General features: G+C 48.4%; 13 protein-coding genes. 10 read left to right on the plus strand and 3 right to left on the minus strand.

Annotation, left to right across the window (positions count from 1 at the left end):
* Positions 1-17 precede the first annotated feature (17 nt).
* Positions 18-2,051, plus strand: a complete 2,034-nt coding sequence (locus G9U52_RS25075) for a beta-galactosidase (protein ID WP_166153387.1) — start codon at positions 18-20, stop codon at positions 2,049-2,051.
* A 195-nt stretch (positions 2,052-2,246) separates the two neighbouring features.
* Here G9U52_RS25075 and G9U52_RS25080 read toward each other — a convergent pair whose 3' ends face one another.
* The 3 genes from G9U52_RS25080 to G9U52_RS25090 all read right to left on the minus strand — a co-directional run bounded on the left by G9U52_RS25080 (position 2,247) and on the right by G9U52_RS25090 (position 7,089).
* A complete protein-coding gene (locus G9U52_RS25080; RefSeq protein ID WP_166153388.1) occupies positions 2,247-3,017 on the minus strand; it encodes a polysaccharide deacetylase family protein in 771 nt (256 codons plus the stop codon).
* 132 nt (positions 3,018-3,149) lie between these two features.
* Positions 3,150-4,160 (minus strand): NADPH dehydrogenase NamA, encoded by a 1,011-nt coding sequence (gene namA / locus G9U52_RS25085; protein ID WP_166153389.1) that lies wholly within the window; start codon positions 4,158-4,160, stop codon positions 3,150-3,152.
* Between the two features lie 799 nt (positions 4,161-4,959).
* Positions 4,960-7,089 (minus strand): alpha-galactosidase, encoded by a 2,130-nt coding sequence (locus tag G9U52_RS25090; protein WP_166153390.1) that lies wholly within the window; start codon positions 7,087-7,089, stop codon positions 4,960-4,962.
* A gap of 121 nt (positions 7,090-7,210) precedes the next feature.
* Here G9U52_RS25090 and G9U52_RS25095 point away from each other — a divergent pair, with 121 nt between their 5' ends.
* The 9 genes from G9U52_RS25095 (at position 7,211) to G9U52_RS25135 (ending at position 16,638) form a co-directional block, all read left to right on the plus strand.
* Complete coding sequence (locus tag G9U52_RS25095; protein WP_166153391.1) at positions 7,211-8,083, plus strand: helix-turn-helix transcriptional regulator; 873 nt, start codon at positions 7,211-7,213, stop codon at positions 8,081-8,083.
* A 171-nt stretch (positions 8,084-8,254) separates the two neighbouring features.
* The gene (locus G9U52_RS25100; protein WP_166153392.1) at positions 8,255-10,297 is read left to right on the plus strand and encodes a serine/threonine protein kinase; all 2,043 of its coding nucleotides are present in this window, start codon (positions 8,255-8,257) and stop codon (positions 10,295-10,297) included.
* Positions 10,294-10,995: an SAF domain-containing protein gene (locus G9U52_RS25105; protein ID WP_166153393.1), complete on the plus strand. Its 702-nt coding sequence runs from the start codon at positions 10,294-10,296 to the stop codon at positions 10,993-10,995. The genes G9U52_RS25100 and G9U52_RS25105 overlap by 4 nt, the downstream gene beginning before the upstream one ends.
* Positions 10,996-11,062: 67 nt before the next feature.
* Positions 11,063-12,313: a P-loop NTPase family protein gene (locus G9U52_RS25110; RefSeq protein ID WP_166153394.1), complete on the plus strand. Its 1,251-nt coding sequence runs from the start codon at positions 11,063-11,065 to the stop codon at positions 12,311-12,313.
* 6 nt (positions 12,314-12,319) lie between these two features.
* The gene (locus tag G9U52_RS25115) at positions 12,320-13,924 is read left to right on the plus strand and encodes an ATPase, T2SS/T4P/T4SS family (protein ID WP_166153395.1); all 1,605 of its coding nucleotides are present in this window, start codon (positions 12,320-12,322) and stop codon (positions 13,922-13,924) included.
* A 98-nt stretch (positions 13,925-14,022) separates the two neighbouring features.
* Positions 14,023-15,015: a hypothetical protein gene (locus G9U52_RS25120; protein WP_166153396.1), complete on the plus strand. Its 993-nt coding sequence runs from the start codon at positions 14,023-14,025 to the stop codon at positions 15,013-15,015.
* A complete protein-coding gene (locus tag G9U52_RS25125) occupies positions 15,015-15,929 on the plus strand; it encodes a hypothetical protein (RefSeq protein ID WP_166153397.1) in 915 nt (304 codons plus the stop codon). The genes G9U52_RS25120 and G9U52_RS25125 overlap by 1 nt, the downstream gene beginning before the upstream one ends.
* A 77-nt stretch (positions 15,930-16,006) precedes the next feature.
* Positions 16,007-16,243 (plus strand): hypothetical protein, encoded by a 237-nt coding sequence (locus tag G9U52_RS25130; RefSeq protein ID WP_166153398.1) that lies wholly within the window; start codon positions 16,007-16,009, stop codon positions 16,241-16,243.
* Positions 16,240-16,638, plus strand: a complete 399-nt coding sequence (locus G9U52_RS25135) for a hypothetical protein (RefSeq protein ID WP_207953182.1) — start codon at positions 16,240-16,242, stop codon at positions 16,636-16,638. Before G9U52_RS25130 ends, G9U52_RS25135 begins: the two co-directional genes overlap by 4 nt.
* Positions 16,639-16,642 lie beyond the last annotated feature (4 nt).

Below are 16,642 nucleotides of genomic sequence, written 5' to 3' on the forward strand. Positions count from 1 at the left end.
CAGAGGAGGTCCCACCATTGGTTAGTCCCAAATTGAATAAAATGGCTTATGGGGGCGATTACAGCCCAGAGCAATGGCCAGAGGAAATTATGACTGAGGATATGAGAATGTTTAAGCTGGCGGGTATCGATATAGCTACGGTAGCTGTTTTTTCCTGGTCGCTGATGCAGCCGGATGAGGAAACCTACCAATTCGAATGGCTTGATGAGATTATGGATAAGCTCCACGAAAACGGTGTTTACGCATGTTTGGCTACAAGCACAGGTGCGCACCCGGCATGGATGGCGACTCGGTACCCGGATGTGCTGCGGGTTGATTTTGAGGGGCGCAAGCATACCTTCGGGCAACGCCACAATTCATGTCCCAATAGCCCAACCTACAGGCTTCATGCAGCGCGATTGGCACGCAAATTGGCAGAACGGTACAAGGATCATCCTGCACTCGCTATCTGGCATGTTAACAATGAATATGGCGGCATCTGTTATTGCGATAATTGTGCCAAAGCTTTCCGGGTATGGCTACAGGAGCGCTACGGGACATTGGATAAGCTGAATAAGGCATGGAACACTCGCTTCTGGGGGCACACATTTTATGATTGGGATGAGATCGTGCCGCCCAATATTTTAAGTGAGCACTCGGCAGAGACACGGACGAGCTTCCAAGGGATTTCACTGGATTACCAGCGCTTCAACTCGGATGGACTGCTGGATTGTTATTTGCTGGAATATAATGAACTGAAGGCGGCAACACCTGATATCCCGGTCACAACGAATATGATGTTTATGTTCAAGCAGCTGGATTACGCCAAATGGGCTCAATACGTCGATGTCGTGTCATGGGATAGCTATCCATCCAATGAGACACCGCTTAGCCATGTGGCGATGTGGCATGATGTTATGCGCGGGCTGAAGGATGGCCAGCCATTCATGCTCATGGAGCAGACGCCAAGTCAACAAAACTGGCAGCCCTACAATGGTCTAAAGCGCCCAGGCGTTATGCGTCTTTGGAGCTATCAGGCGGTAGCCCATGGCGCAGATACGGTGATGTTCTTCCAGCTGCGGCGATCAATCGGTGCTTGCGAGAAGTACCATGGTGCTGTTATTGAGCATGTTGGACATGAGCATACCCGTGTTTTTAGAGAATGTGCAGCATTAGGCAGTGAGCTTCAAGAGCTGGGGGACAAGCTGTTAGGCTCGCGGATCCATGCCAAAGTGGCGATGATTATTGATTGGGACAACTGGTGGGCAATGGAGTTTTCCTCGGGACCAACCATCGATTTATCCTATATGAATGAGCTCGCCAAGTTCTATGATGCTTTTTATGGGCAAAATATTGCCGTGGATATGGTTTCGGTTGAAGCGGATTTAACCGGCTACGATGTCGTAATCGCCCCAGTCCTTTACATGGTAAAGCCGGGATTTGCCCGGAAAATCGAGCAGTTTGTAGAACGCGGCGGTCGCTTTGTTACTACTTTCTTTAGTGGTATTGTCAATGAAAACGATTTGGTTACACTAGGTGGCTATCCAGGAGAGCTTCGCAAGCTGCTTGGTATTTGGGTCGAAGAAACCGATGCGCTATTCCCGCATATGGTCAATCGAATCGTTATGGCTGAAGGGCGAGAGCTGGAAGGCTTCAAGAAGAAGTACACCTGCAATTTATTATGTGATCTTCTGCATGTGGAAGGTGCTGAGGTATGGGCGGAATATGGCGATGAATTTTATCGGGGGATGCCTGTGGTTACTTGTAATGCCTATGGCCAAGGCGAGGCCTGGTACCTGGCGTCAAGTCCAGATGGGGAATTCCTTGCTGATTTCGTCAAGCTGCTAGCCAAACAAGCAGGTCTTGAGTCCGTATTGTCCGCTCCTCCTGGAGTTGAAGCTACCAAGCGTGTAAAGGACGGCAAGTCGTACACCATGGTGCTAAATCACAACGATATGGAAGCGTACGTGGAGCTTGGCTCAAGCACTCATAAGGATCTGTTAAGTGGTCAGTTAATTAGTGGCAATATACAAATTGCCGCTAAGGGTGTCTGGATTTTGGAAGAGGCGTAAAATAGGCTCAGTATGATTCTATTGAGCGCAGCAGGCGTAGGGTTAGGCACAACAACTGGTGCCATTCTGGTGCTTTTTATATTGCCGGTCATCATTAGCGGCGTAGGTTTCTTTGGCGTCTTAAAAAAGCAGCCTACAGTCTCTAAGGAGACGGTAGGCTGCTTTTTTTTTGAAAAAGGAACTAAGAGCAAGGGCTTATTGGCTTGGGAGCTCATGCAATTGTTTAACAGGTCTGGCTCTACGATAGGTAAGCAGGTCGCTAACACTAACGAATCGGTAGCCGCGGCTTTGGAGCTCGGGTAAAATACGCTTTAACGCTTCAATGGTTTGAGTCTTGCCCTCTACATAATCGTGGAATAATACAATATCCCCGTTACGTGCATTATCCAGCACTTTTTTTGTGATGCGGTCCACGCCAGGCGTATTCCAATCCATGGTATTGATATGCCAAGACCACATTACTACCAAATAGCCCTCCTGCCTAGCAATTCGAACCAATGGTTCGCTGTAGTATCCACCTGGTGGACGAAACAAAAGGGACTTTTGCCCCGTAAGCGTATAGATAATATCCTCCGTACGGGTCAGTTCATCTCGAACATTGCTCTCATCAATGGAACCGTTAAAGTAAGTATGCTTGTAGGTATGATTAGCTAATTCATGTCCTTCTGCGGCTTCCCGCTTTACAAGCTCTGGATAACGGGCAGCCTTTTCACCAATAATGAAGAATGTGGCTTTTGCTCCATATAGCTGCAAGAGATCAAGTATTTGCGGTGTATCCTCAGGGTCAGGGCCATCATCGAAGGTAAAGGCGATAACCTTTTCTTCGGTAGGTACCTCCCAGACGACTTCTCCCCGCTTTTCAAAATAGGGGCGTCCTTTTTTCGGTGTGGTCGATAGATCAGTCTGAGAAGATCCGGCAAGTAAAAGCGCTGCTGCCAGCAAAATGGGGATGGAGACAGTCCGCATGGTTGATCACAGCCTCCTTTTATGTAGTTGGACGCTGATAGTTTTCCCATTTGCCCAAGGATTACCCGTTTAAGCATAAAAAAAGCACCTTCACCCACATAGTAATGTGGACGAGGTGCACAGTTTTATGGCTTACCAGCCGCGTTCATACTGCTTTGGAGGGTCTAATGGATAATTTAATTCTTTGGCTGCGATTCTCGGCCAGTAAGGATTTTTTAATAGCTCCCTGGCGAGAAAAATAAGGTCGGCACGATCACTACGCAGTATATCCTCGGCTTGCTCAGGAGAAGTGATTTTACCTACAGCACCTGTGGCGATACGTGCTGTAGTTTTGATCGTGTGGGCGTAAGATACTTGGTAGCCAGGATATAAGTCGATTGCGGCAGGCACGACACCGCCGGAGCTGCAGTCGATTAGATCAATGCCTTGGTTTTTCATTTTTTCGGAATAATAAATAAAATCATCCATTTTATTGCCATCAGGGTGATACTCGTCAGCAGAGATACGGACGAACAACGGACCCTCCCAAAATGCGCGGATGCCATCGATAATTTCCTCCAAAAAATGATACCTGCGATCACGGTCACCGCCATAAGCATCGCTGCGATGGTTGCTGAGTGGAGAGAGGAACTCGTTAATTAAATAACCATGGGCACCATGCAACTCGATGCAATCATAGCCAGCTTCTACCGCTCTGCGTGCAGCTTGGATAAAAGCTTGCTGGGTGGCTTCGATCTGCTGGAGTGTCATCGCTTCCGGCGTTTTCGATTTCTGGTCAAATGGGATCGCTGAAGGAGCAATAATCGGACCTTCTATCATGGCTTTACGTCCAGCGTGGGCAAGCTGAATGCCAATCTTGGCTCCTTGCCCTTGAACAAGCTTGACCAGCTCTTTATGGCCATCGGTATGTGCATCACTCCAAATACCTAGATCCTGCGCGGAAATCCTCCCTTGCCCCGTAACGGCTGAAGCCTCGACAATAATTAAGCCAACCTGCCCGACCGCCCTTGTAGGGTAATGGACTTTATGCCAGTCGTTAACCTTTCCTGATTGATCCGGGCAGGAGTACATGCACATTGGTGACATCACGATACGGTTTTTGAGTGTCATTCCTTTTAGAGTAAAGGGCGAAAATAGCTTCATAGATTTCTGCCTCCATCCTAGGTTCATCTTCAGCTTCCTAATAGTAAGCTGCTTGCAAATTATTTTCATTATACAGCAATTTAGGATGGGAAGCACGTTTGGCTGATATAGGGATGCAGAAGTAGAGAAGTAGACATAGTAGGCAGGAGTAGACATAGCAGTAGGGTACAGCTGGCAGGAAGTAAGATACAAGATATAGGATGCAGGAAGTAGGGTACAGCTGGCAGGAAGTAAGATACAAGATATAGGATATAGGATATAGGATATAGGATACAGGATACAGGAAGTAGGATGCAAGAAATGGATGGTATCCTTATACTTTAATAAATAAAGTCATCAGATGACCGGATGATAAGATGAATAAAAGAAGAAATTAGAAAGATAAAATTAGAATAGAATAAAGGTAAAAGTAAAAGAAAAAGTAAAAGTAAAAGAGGATCAAAATCAAAGTTAGCGCTTGACGGTCAGCAGTTCAGCAGTTCAGACAAAAATAGGATAAAAGTGCTAAAGGCGATTATGGCTTGCTATTCTCAGCCTCAGCACCTGGCATGATGTTGTTAAAGGTTCTGCGATTAAGCGGACTCAGGGGTCGCTATTTTGTCTGAAATCGCCTGTTATCGACAACTCGTGGACAGAGAGGCCCCTCCCAACCTTCCAAACAGCCGTAGGAATCGTCTTTAAGGGCTCTACAGTCCGTTTCCTTGTTACGGCTAGGCTCTAATCCTTTAGTAAACCCATAATCGTCAAGTACTGATTTCGGTATTGATTCCGGCACTGTCTCCGCTCCGTAAGAGAGTTTCTATATTCTCGAAGATTTTTTGTACTGATATAAGCCAAAGCTAAGCCGTTCCGGTAGCGAGAATTCATAGGAATCGGAGCCTGCTATTGGCAACAAAGCCACATTGCCTTCAGGCACTTCAAGTCCATGCTGTCCATGTGATCTGACAAGGCAGACAATCTCCAGCTCTGCCCCCAACGCTTCTCCTGGTTCTCCCCATAAACGGAATGCTCCTGTAGGCTGATGCGTCCATTCGCGGAAAAGCAATAAATAACCGCTTTTTTCATTGGTTATACATTGTAACCCGGTCCATCCGGCTCCACTTGGCTCCTGACCAATGGGAAGCACAAGCCCCAATCCCAACTCGTCCTTAATCCGCTGGTATAGGCCAATCAATTTGGCTAATGGCTCCCTGTGCTGCTGGGCCAGCCCTGAGAGCTCCATCCATGCCAAAGGACTAGCGAATAAGGTTGTCGCAAAGGCATAAGCAATTCCGCAAGCTGCTGGCGAAAGTGGATCTTGCCCGTACATATGTTGATTCCGGTCTACATTCAAAAATTCCATTTGCAGCTTATTAGCCGGAACATAAGGGCAAAGCCTCCACAAATTGCGCAAGGTCCAGTGCGGATAGTAGCTGCCGCGATCGGTATAACGATTTTCCAAAAATAAACCACCATAAGCGGTATGGTACAAATAGCCTAACCTCACTTGCGCCGTAGTATCAAGGTTGAAATAGATACTCCCTGCCGATAGTTCAGCAAGTATAGACATCATTTGCAGAAACCTTTTCTCGCCAATTTTGCTTCTAAGTGTAATCCCATCAAGCTTAAAGTAGCGGACACCATGCTCCTTCCACAATCGCAGCAACGTGGCTGCATCCTGCTCCCAATATGTAAAATCATCTGTGGAGTCTGGAGAAAACCATAAGCCCAGCTCGATGTGGAGCTCTTGGGCATATTGGACAATAGGGGCAAACCCATTCGGAAATCGTTCTGGATGTACGTCCCAAAATTGATCCCCATTTGAATAGTAGTCCCCCCATGTTCCGCCGGGAATGATGGAATTCATGGTTGCCCCATTTTGCCAGCCGTCATCAATTTGTACATGGGTAATGCCTAGCCGCGCCGCATGCTCCAGCTCAATCCTTATAAAAGCTTCCGAAACGCGGCCATCTCGGGAACGATCCCCCCAAGTGTTGCTCATGATGTACAAGTCCCTCGCAGGATCAGTTACCTTTAAGCTTTGGTAATATTGATGAATCCACTGATTTTGTCCCAGCTCCTCGCCGTGGTATACCCCTACCGCTGTTCCATAGGCATGGATCCATTCATTGCTTTGCAGATCGCTCTCGGCGATACCCGAGCCTAACAGCCACAGCTTTTTGCCGATAAATTGAAAGTCACCACCTGGATACTGCAAATGTGCGAGAGGGGTTGGACCCTCTTTGACCAGAATGATACCATCGCGAGTAAGCTGGTTGTGCAGCATCAGGAAATTGCCTGCTACCATTCGTTTTTCATTAGGGTAAAGTAGTCCTTCTTCAAGATTGACCAGATTATTGTTTGTATCCGTTACATCGAGCAGCTTGACCGATGTCCATTTGCAATGCAAGGGCGCAAGCGGAATGAAATCAAGAAAATCCTTTGGCAAGGTAAGCTTATTGTGGTTGTTATCTAACTGCAACTGCGTAACGCTTGGTATATGTATGGCTGCTGGAGGCAAAGGGGAGGCCTCTGCTTGGGAGAATGGTTTAGCATTAGTGGCATTTTCCGCAAAAATACTATTCATGCGGTAGCTTAAGGATTGGCGAATAACCGGTTTATTGGGGTAAAGGCGGATGGTAGCCTCCAGATCTATAGTTGGACTGCTCCAATGGATAATAACCTTCAGATGAGCAGGGGCAAAACCATTTTCGTTTTCTACGATGCTTTCGGATAGGGTAAAGTCTGCGTTTATTCCGGGGACAATAGGGTGTGCAAAGGCGGCGGCAGTTTCATCGCCTGGCTCCAACCACTCTGTGTCTTTGCGTTTATCCAATAAAGATAAGGGGAATAAGCCTTCATGAGTGAGCTTCCATTGACGTTCGATTAATGTGTTTCCAGCCGTCAAAATCTGGTTTTCTAATGAAGCATAACAATCTGATAAAATCATTTTTCACACATCCCTATCAATTAATATTACAATATTGTTACTTTCACTTATAATCAAATTGTAAATAAAGCAGTAAAGACAATCAATACAACAATATTTTGGGATGGAGTGGTAAAATATTGTGCTCAGCTCTTACGGCTTTCGTTACTCGAAGCAAGATTCGTCATGGCTGGTTATTCAAACAATCGGTTACCAAACGGTAACCGGTGAAGGCTATACCTATGATGGTATGAACCGGGATACACATGGGCATTTATTTCAATACACGCTTTCGGGAAAAGGCTATATCGAAGTGAATGGCCGTTTATTTGCGGTACCGAAGCATAGTGCTTTTATGGTGACGATTCCAGGCACGCACCGCTACTATTATGATCCAGCAAGCGAGGAGCCCTGGGAATTAATTTGGCTTCGTTTTAGCGGCGATATATCTGATTCGTTGTGGGCACAAATAGGTGGGCATGGTCCTGTGCTGCCTTTCGAAGCCGCTTCTGCACCGATCCAGTTATTGTGGAAAATGTACAGAGATGTGCTGGGACAAAAACTTAACGATGTACAGGAGCAGTCTGTACGGATTTACGAGTGGCTGGTAGCGGTATGGAGCCAGTCTGTAAAGGATGAGCTAGCTGTTGCACCAGGGGAATCAAAGGCACAATCCTATGAACAAGCGATCCGATTTATGCGCAGCCAGTTGCATAGGCCTCTTACTTTGGAGGAGCTTGCGGATAGTGAAGGTTTATCGAAGTATCATTTCTGCAAATATTTCCATAAAAAGAAAGGTCTCTCTCCCATGGCATACTTAAGCAGGCTAAGAGTTGAGGAAGCAGCAAGGCTGCTGACGGCCACAGAGCTGCCGATTTCAGAAATTGCCCGTTTGACCAGTTTCGATAACGCTGGTTATTTCACAAAAGTATTCAAGAGAACCGTTGGTTATACGCCGACTGACTATCGTGAGGGCAAGCATGAACCAGTGGTTTCTTTTCTTAAGATTTTATAGCTGCCAAAATTTGTTGCAATTTTTGTTGCAATATCATGAAATATGTGGTAATTTATAGTAAATATTTGGTAATAGTTGCGGAAGAACCGCCTCTTTTACGCTTAATTGCGTAGATGGGGCGGTTTTTTTGTTTTTGTTGGGGAAGGGATCAAGAAGGTGAGGTGTTCAAGCATGCAAGAGCAGCAGGGCAGGCATGTTGGTGATGTAGTAGGAGGGCGTTATCGGATTGTGTCGGTGTTGGGTAGCGGAGGCATGGCGACTGTATATTTGACTGAGGATTTGCGGCTCTCAGGGAAGCGATGGGCGTTAAAAGAGATAAGGCAGGGCATCCAAGCCGAATATGACTTTCTGGCGGAGGCGGAGATGCTTGTCAGGCTTAATCATCCGAATTTGCCGGATATCGTCGATTATTTTCCAGGGAACCAGCAAGGCTTCAGCTATTTGGTGATGGATTATATTGATGGGGAGACGTTGCTGCAACGTTTTGAAAGGCAGGGGAGGAGAATGCCGGTTAGGCAAGCTGTTGATTATGCGCTGCAGCTTTGCGATGTTTTTCATTATTTGCATAGTCAAAAGCCGGAGCCTATTATATACCGGGATGTGAAGCCGGCCAATCTGATGATCGATACGCAAGAGCGGATCAGGCTGATCGATTTTGGCATAGCGCGCAGCTTTAAGGTGGGACAAGCGGCAGATACGGTGCGCATCGGCACGATTGGTTTTGCTGCACCTGAGCAATTCGAGGGGAGGCAGACAGATGCGCGCACCGATTTATTCGGGCTGGGTGCGCTGTTGTATTTTTTGCTCAGCGGCGGTCATTATTATTACGCGAGCCGCCGGTCTTTGCGCGAGCATAGCGCGTCGCTTCCCGAGAGCCTGTCGGCGCTCGTGGAGAAGCTGCTGCATGCGGAGCCCGCCGCGCGCTGCCAGAGCGCGGTGGAAGCGCACGGCGAGCTGCAGCGCGTGCTGGCGAAGCCGCAGCGAGCAGAGCCGGGCGGGACGTGGAGCGGAGCGGCGGGCGCAGGTAATAGCGAAGCTTACGGCAGCGCAGCGGAGCCGAGGCGAGGCGGCGCGAGTGCAGCCGCAGGTATGGAGCCGGGCGACGTGGGGAGCAGCGCAGGACGGAGGCGAAGCGGCGCGAGTGTAGGGGCAGGCGCAGCCGCCACGGGCGAGGGCATGGCGAAGCCAATGCCACGCGTAGTCGCGGTGGCGGGGCTTTACGCCGGAGCGGGCGCGACATTCGCCGCGCTAGCGCTGGCCCGTGTGCTGCACGGGCTGGGTGTGAAGCATGCTGTGCTGGAGGCGCCGACGCAGCAGCCGGAGCTGCATGCGCTGCTGTTTGGCGAGAAGCACGCGCCAGCAGGCTACCGTTGCTACAACGAAGCGGCGGTAGCCCAACGGGGACAGATGCCGACGGCATGGGAGGATGGCTGCACGTTATGGCTGCCTGCATCGCCCTATCCAGGCGACACGGCGGCGGCTTATGATAACAGCCTGGTCGGTACAGCTTTTCCGACGATACCTTCCTCAAGAGCAAGCGATGTATCTTTACAGTATGGCTCCTCGTTGCCGATAGCTGGAACACCACAAGCCTTTGCAAATTTGTTGGAGTCGGGAACGGGATATGAGCTCTACGAGGCTTGGCAGGCCTCCCATTCTTTGCAAGCTGGTGCTGCGGGAGGCAGGCATCCTCCAAAGCCTTCAGGGTTGGGTCACATCGGCAGCGGTGGCAGCCATAACCACCATAACCACCAGAATCACCGTGCCAATTTATGGTGGCAGCTGCTGGAGGAAATAGAGAGACCGTTTGTATTGGTAGACATTGGCTCTGAGTGGCAAGCTCCGCTTGCCCGTGAGCTGATAGAGCTTGCATCCGAGCTTGTATATGTAATCGATCCTTTGCTCCATAAGCTGGAATCAGCTTCGGCAAGACATAATATGAAGCTTCTTGAGGAACTTCGCTCAGCTGGCAAGCCTGTGTTTGGCATCGCGAATAAAGCGGTAGCATCCAGCCATACTGGACAGTGGCTAAGTGTACTGCCCGAACCGCCTGTATGCATGCTTCCTGCCGTTGATTACACAAGGATTGCCGAGGCTAGCTGGTTGGGTGTGCTCGTGCAGGATCGTCCCAGAGTGAAGTCTCAATTGGAAAAGTCGATGGGGAATTGGTTGCGTGGCTGGCTAACCAGAAAACCGGAGGTGCCAGTTCGATGAATGTTTGGTATAAATGCATGTACTATTTGTTAGTTATTGGTTTGTGCTTGTCAGGTCCTGCCTTATTAGTAGGCTGGAAATGGGTGGTGGAGCCCAATTGGGGCACCGTGGATGTTGTTCAAGCATCACGACCGATAGAACGTGGGGCACGGTTGGCGGCTGCGGATCTTAAAACTGTCAAAGTGAAAAAGGAGCAGCTTGTAGCTGGCGCTCTGGTGAATTTGCCAGATGCGCTTCGTCAGGAAACGACAAGAACGGTGCGTTTAAATGAACAAATAACGGAGGATATGCTGAATACAGCGCATTTGATTCCCTCGCCTAATGAATGGAATATGCCGCTTCCTGCGGAATGGATGTTCGGCAAGCCACCCGGCAGCTTACTGCGGGGCGACCGGGTTTCACTGCTGCTTGTCCAGAAGGAGGAAGGCAAAAAAGCCGATGAAAAGACGGCTAACCAAGAACTGACGCGTGATAATCTGGATCAATTGAATATTCCCTACGAGGAGGAAGGAATGCTGCAGGAAATTGTAGTCAGCTATGCGAAAGGCACGAATAACCAAGAGATCGGTTCCTCAGATGACCGCAAAAAACCAACGGGTATGGTCAGCACCATTGAGTTGATTGTAGACAATAACCAAAAGGAGCTTATCCGAAAATACGGAACAAAGGGCTATCAATTCCTTGTTGTATATCGTTAGTCAGTGTTAAGCAGGCAGGGAATATGGAAATTTTGAAATATCACTTATTATGGGAGGGAATTCATTTTTGAATGTTTATGTGGTATCGAATGACAGGCGACTGCTTGAAGCACTCAGGTTGTCAGGTGATTATGGATCTGTAGCTTCTGTTTCCAAGGATATGGTATCGATACTCTCGATAGAAGGGACGGCATTTCCGTCTGCTTATCATCCAGAGGTTCTACTTTTGCCTGGGGATGCTTGGATTGTAAGTGATGGGCTGCTTGATCTCTATGAGGTGTTCGCATTGCGCAGCCGATATCCAAGTAACAGAATTATTTATTTGCTCAGCAATGAGCTTGATCCCCAGACTATGAGGACGACCCAAAGCCTTTGTGCGGCTCAAGGTATTGACTATGTTTCTCCGTACCATACACCCGAACAAGTAGCAGAGCAGGCAGGTAGAATTTGCTTAGCCAAAGAAAGTCCAACCAGCAAAGTCATTGCGTCGATAGGAGCACTTCCGCAGCTAGGAGTTACGTCGAGCTTATTGGCAATTGGTTCCAGCTTGGCAGCTTTGTCTGGCGTTAGGGTAGGGATTTTTGGTTTAAATGGGTGGAATCCAGGGGACAGTGGTTTAGCATATACCGGTAAATATGTAGATGAGCTGTGGGGTAGCCTGCAAGGAAAGCAGCTCCAAGCTACAGAGCTTCCTAATAAAATGCAGCTGCTGGCACCAAACGTTTACTATATGGCTGGCAACCGTGACTTGAAGAAGCTTTACTATTACCAGACAGATGGCGTCTCCTGGCTGATTGAGAAGGCCCGTGAATGCTTCGACCTGATTTTGCTGGATGCGGGTAGCTACCCCGACCATGCATTGGCAGCGCAAAGCATTTATGCCTCGGATTTATTGCTCGTCCATATGAATCAAAGCCAGCAAGCCAAGATTCAGTGGAGGCGGATGTGCGACCATATTTTACAGCCTGTGTTCCAGTGGGAGCAGCGGCAATCGATGCTATTGTTTAATAAAATGTACCATTCCCCAGATGTAGAGAATGAAAAACAATTATCCCGCCAGCTGGGCATGCCCTATGTGGGAAGCTTCCCCTATGTACCAACTTTTTACCGTGGGGAGGCAGAGGGAGGATGGGCCAACCCACAAAGCCAAGAATATAATAAGGAGCTGCAGAAAGTGTCCAAGGCGATTTTACATTACTATAACCTACCAGTAACAAGTGTTACTTTGATGGAAGAAGCAAGAGTGTCCGAGAGTGGAACCGGATCTTTTAGGGGCTCATGGTTACGTTGGATGAAGCCCGCCGTCAAGGAGGCTTGATTGGTTATGGGCAGCCAGCCAAAATTTCATATTGGGAAGTTCCATTCGAAGCCGGAGGTTCATGAACGATCCAGCCCGTTTCCAGCCGCAGGCATACATGAATACTTGCCCGTAGCTAACGGGAGCAGGATGTTGTTCGAGCAAGCCTGTCGTGACTATAAGGAGATGGTTACTGTGCGGTTTGCCGGAGCGATGCATCAGGGATCGGGGAGGGCGCTGGCAAATGGAGTCGGTGGAGATGATGCGGAAGCTTTTGTAGAAATGGAAAATAAAGCGATTATTGGGGTGCCGGACACGGTAACAGCCATCATGGAGCAAATCCAATCCCATGTTGATCGGCATGGGCTTCACCAGATGGAGCTTCCTGATTATTATGTGAATCTCAGGCATTATGCCAAAGAGGAGCAGCGATGCTATGGTGATGCTACACATGCGATGTTCCATGAAATTTACGGCTTTAAGGCATTAGCTTGCTGGCAAACGTATCCGGATAGCTATGCAGCACAAATCATCGGAACCTCTATATGGATACACCATAATGGGCGCCACGAACGGATGCCCTTCCAATTTTCCTCTACACAGGAGGTTGATAAAATGATACGGGCGCTCACCAGGCAAAAGGAGGACGCTATCGTGAATCTATACAACACAACGCTGGAGGTGGATTTATATACTGGAGAACGAGTCACCCTTACAGTAAAGCCTGATGTAAGGCATGATGTGATCACGTTCCGGCGTTTTTTGATTGGACGTGTTACGGTGGAGGACTTGGCAGATGATAGGCGGCGGACCATTCCGGTAGAAGCGGTCGCCTTGCTGCAAGGCATCTCCAAAACACATTGCAATCACTTAATTATTGGACCGCCGGGCACAGGAAAGTCTACGACACTCAAGGCGCTTTTGTCTGAGCGGGCAAACCATTATACAGGTGCCATTATTGAAAAGCATTATGAGTTGGCAGCAAGCCGCGATTTTCCAGAGAAAAAGCTGATTGAGCGTATTACGCATGAAGGCACCTTTCATCATGCAATGGACCAAGTGCTCCGCTTTGATGTGGACTACGCGATTATCGGGGAGGTGCGTAGGGTTGAAGCGGAAGGGGCGATGCTTGCTTGCGAGAGGCTGCTTAAAGGCTTTGGCAGCACATATCACACATGGAAGCCCGAAACGGTTCCATCCCAGTTCGCAAGGCTGCTGTGCAACCTGAATGCTGGCGCCCGTTTTGAGGAGGAAGAAAAGCGGGTGGCTGAAAATATCGATATCCTGATCGTACAAACGCAGGACGCAAGCCGCACGCGCAAACGAATTAAAAGCGTGATGGAGCTTAGATACAACCGCAGCACCAAAGAAATCAGTACCCATGAGCTGATGCATTGGGAGGAGGCCACCGATACTTGGTCATATCGTGATGATATAAGCGAGAGCTTACGTAAGGAAATGCGGGAGGTGAACGGCGAGGAGGCAGAGCGGGTATTCCATACATTGAAGCAGCTTGCGAAAGCTGCACCTATCCAAGAAGGAGAGGGGATTGTCGTTTACAATCCTGTCCAAGCCAACCCATTACACCGAATGAGTGTGTCTCTGGAAGCTATGGCGCACTCGCCTGGATAGAATCAAGCAGAGGCTTGCGAAGCCAGTTTGCTTCGCAAACTCTAAAGCAGACACTTGCGAAGCTAATTTGCCTCGCAAACTCTTAGGAGGGGTAACCATTGTCCTTGTATCCAATCCTTATGATTCTGCTGTTGTTCCTTTCGGCGTATTTGTTTACGCAGGGTTTGTATTTGGGGCTAAAGCCTACGCTTCGCTATTTGGGCAAGCTTTTGCAGACAGAACGCCGGCATCGGTCAAGCATGAAGCAGCTTACCCGCAAACAAGCCGGATACGGGAAGGCAAGCCAGCTTGCTGTTGTTTACCAGCGGCTTCGCCGGGAGCTGGAGCTGCTGTTAAAAGCGACGCAGGGGGAGCATTTTAACGAATTATCCGTGCAGCGTTTTCTTTTATTATCAGCGTCCAGCTCCTTATCGACAGGAATGGTTTCCTATGTGATGGCGTATGATGCACGGTTCAGCCTATTTATGGCCGTAGTATCCTTTATGGCTTTTGTTGCTTACCAGCGCCTGAAGCTGCGCAGCCTACAAATTCAAAGCGGCTATGACCTCGCCGAAACGATTGGGATATTGAGCAGTAAATATAAGGTTACTCGCGGTAATATGCGGTTAGCACTGCAGCTTTCCTGCCATGAAATCACATCCAGCACGATCCGCAGCCATTTTATGAATCTAATTAGGGAGGAGCTGAATTATATTGACTCGCGTGAAATGGAGAAGGCGGTTGAGGAATTTATTTACAGTATACAAACATCGTTTGCCAAGCAGCTTGGCTTAACTGTGCTAAAAGGGCTGCTTCGCAACGAGAATGTAGAGAGTACTTTGATGGCGATTGATAAAAATATTCATAAACAGATTGATATGTTGCGGGATGAAGGGGATTCCAGCTCCGAGGTGCTGCAGCTAAGCTGGCTGCATGTGCTGCTGTTTCCATTACTGCTGTTAATGATGGTCGTATTTATGGGTTACACCAGCACAGTACATTATCAGCTAGGAACGGAGCAGGGGCGCTTTTGGCTGACGGTTACTGTAATTTTTATTGTTGGCTCCTTGCTTCTGGCAACCTGGTTTCGTCGGCCGCCTAATGATTATTAATGGAAGGAGCTGAAGGCACTATAGGGAAATATTTCGATTTATATGCCGTGCTTGGCGGGTTTCTTGGTATTTTTATATGTCTTCTCTATGCTGGTGCTGCTTATCTTGTCCACCGTCGATTGCGTACCCCGCTATCGGTAAAATATATGTCCCGGCTGCAATATATCCGATTGAAGACATGGCTGCAGCATCCTGAGCTGGATCAGCAATTAGGGCGAACGGGATATCCATTGGGCTTAAATGCATTGAAAATCCAGTCTATCCGTTACGGGGGTGCCCTGCTTTGGCTGCTTAATAGCCTCTATGAGTTTTCTTTTCACTGGGACATGCAGTCCCTCCCAGCTGTATTGCTGCAATTATGGGGGCCGGTTGTACTATTGCTCGCGACCAATACAAAGGCATCGCTGCTCACTTACTTCCTGAAAAAATGGCGGGAGATCGACGATGGCGAGAAAAATCGGGAGCTGTTCATGATTTACAGCATGATTGCTGACGAGCTCAAGGGCATTGGCCGCCGCCGATTGAACCTGCATACCATGCTGACCAAGCTGCGCGATTATACGGTGAGGATTAAGCCTTCCTTGAATAAAGGCTTGCGGATTTTTGATGAAGGGGCTGCGGTTGCCCTGCAAGCGATAGGCGAAGATATTGGCACTAAAGAAGCGAAGGAGCTGTGCAAGCTGCTGGCTGATTTGGAGATGGCGCCACCTGAGGATATTTCGGCGCTCGTAGAAGCGAGGGAAGAGAGCTATACTCAGCTGCTGCGTGAGAATCGGCGGCGAAGGCGGAAGTTTTTTGGGAGCCTTGCCTATGCGGCAGCTTTTAGCCCGTTGTTGATCTACTTGTGGAATGCACTTAATATTGCCCAGCAATATGTAACGGATTTGGCTCGAAGCACAAATCATTTTGGGTAAATTGGAAAGCTGGAAAGTTGGAAAGTTGGAAAGCTGGATAGTTGGATAAGTGGAAAAAAATGGGGAGTGGATGCACGGTGAAACCAGCTTTGGAAAAATTTTTACTTATCGCTGCTACGTTAGCGGCAATCGGATTGTTTATTTTTGTGGCAATGTGGAGCTCGATCAAGGATAAAAAGATGCAAATGGATGATCTTTTTAACAATACTTCGGTTCCCACTTCAATTATCCATACACCTGCATTTGTGGGTGGGGTGCAGGGGGGCTTCGATAGGCAAAGCCATACAGGCATCATCTATTCTATACCCTCATGAAGGCAGCTTTGGTCGAGATGCTGAGCGTCTATGTTTTGCTGCTGTTGTTGTTCCAACCGATTTTGCATGATATCTATTCAACTCGCGCCAATGCTGTGGAGATGGTGCTCGACAGCGCCATCCAGAAAGCTGCAAATGCAGATAATGGGCGGTTTACACCGGAGATTATTGATGAGATGAGATACACATTGGAGCATACGTTTTTGCTGGATAGCAGTGATATCGGATTTACCGGAACGACTGTGCTTACTCCAAGAGGTGAATATATTGAAGGCAAGCTGTTTGTAAAAAGCACACCCCGTTGGTTGTTCCACAACATGTTTGGAAGTGCTGACCGTGAGCCTCCGCAGATTGTGCGTTATGCCAAGCAGATGAGCGAGGCGATGGTGCGGTGAATGG

Source organism: Paenibacillus agricola (genome assembly GCF_011440305.1).
Lineage (GTDB): Bacteria > Bacillota > Bacilli > Paenibacillales > NBRC-103111 > Paenibacillus_S > Paenibacillus_S agricola.

Excerpts from the sequence above, each read along its gene's own strand:
- G9U52_RS25135 (WP_207953182.1), top strand. The coding sequence starts at position 16,240 with ATGAAGGCAGCTTTGGTCGAGATGCTGAGCGTCTATGTTTTGCTGCTG.
- G9U52_RS25105 (WP_166153393.1), top strand. The coding sequence starts at position 10,294 with ATGAATGTTTGGTATAAATGCATGTACTATTTGTTAGTTATTGGTTTG.
- G9U52_RS25100 (WP_166153392.1), top strand. The coding sequence starts at position 8,255 with ATGCAAGAGCAGCAGGGCAGGCATGTTGGTGATGTAGTAGGAGGGCGT.
- G9U52_RS25080 (WP_166153388.1), bottom strand. The coding sequence starts at position 3,017 with ATGCGGACTGTCTCCATCCCCATTTTGCTGGCAGCAGCGCTTTTACTT.
- G9U52_RS25115 (WP_166153395.1), top strand. The coding sequence starts at position 12,320 with ATGGGCAGCCAGCCAAAATTTCATATTGGGAAGTTCCATTCGAAGCCG.
- namA (WP_166153389.1), bottom strand. The coding sequence starts at position 4,160 with ATGAAGCTATTTTCGCCCTTTACTCTAAAAGGAATGACACTCAAAAAC.
- G9U52_RS25090 (WP_166153390.1), bottom strand. The coding sequence starts at position 7,089 with ATGATTTTATCAGATTGTTATGCTTCATTAGAAAACCAGATTTTGACG.
- G9U52_RS25125 (WP_166153397.1), top strand. The coding sequence starts at position 15,015 with ATGGAAGGAGCTGAAGGCACTATAGGGAAATATTTCGATTTATATGCC.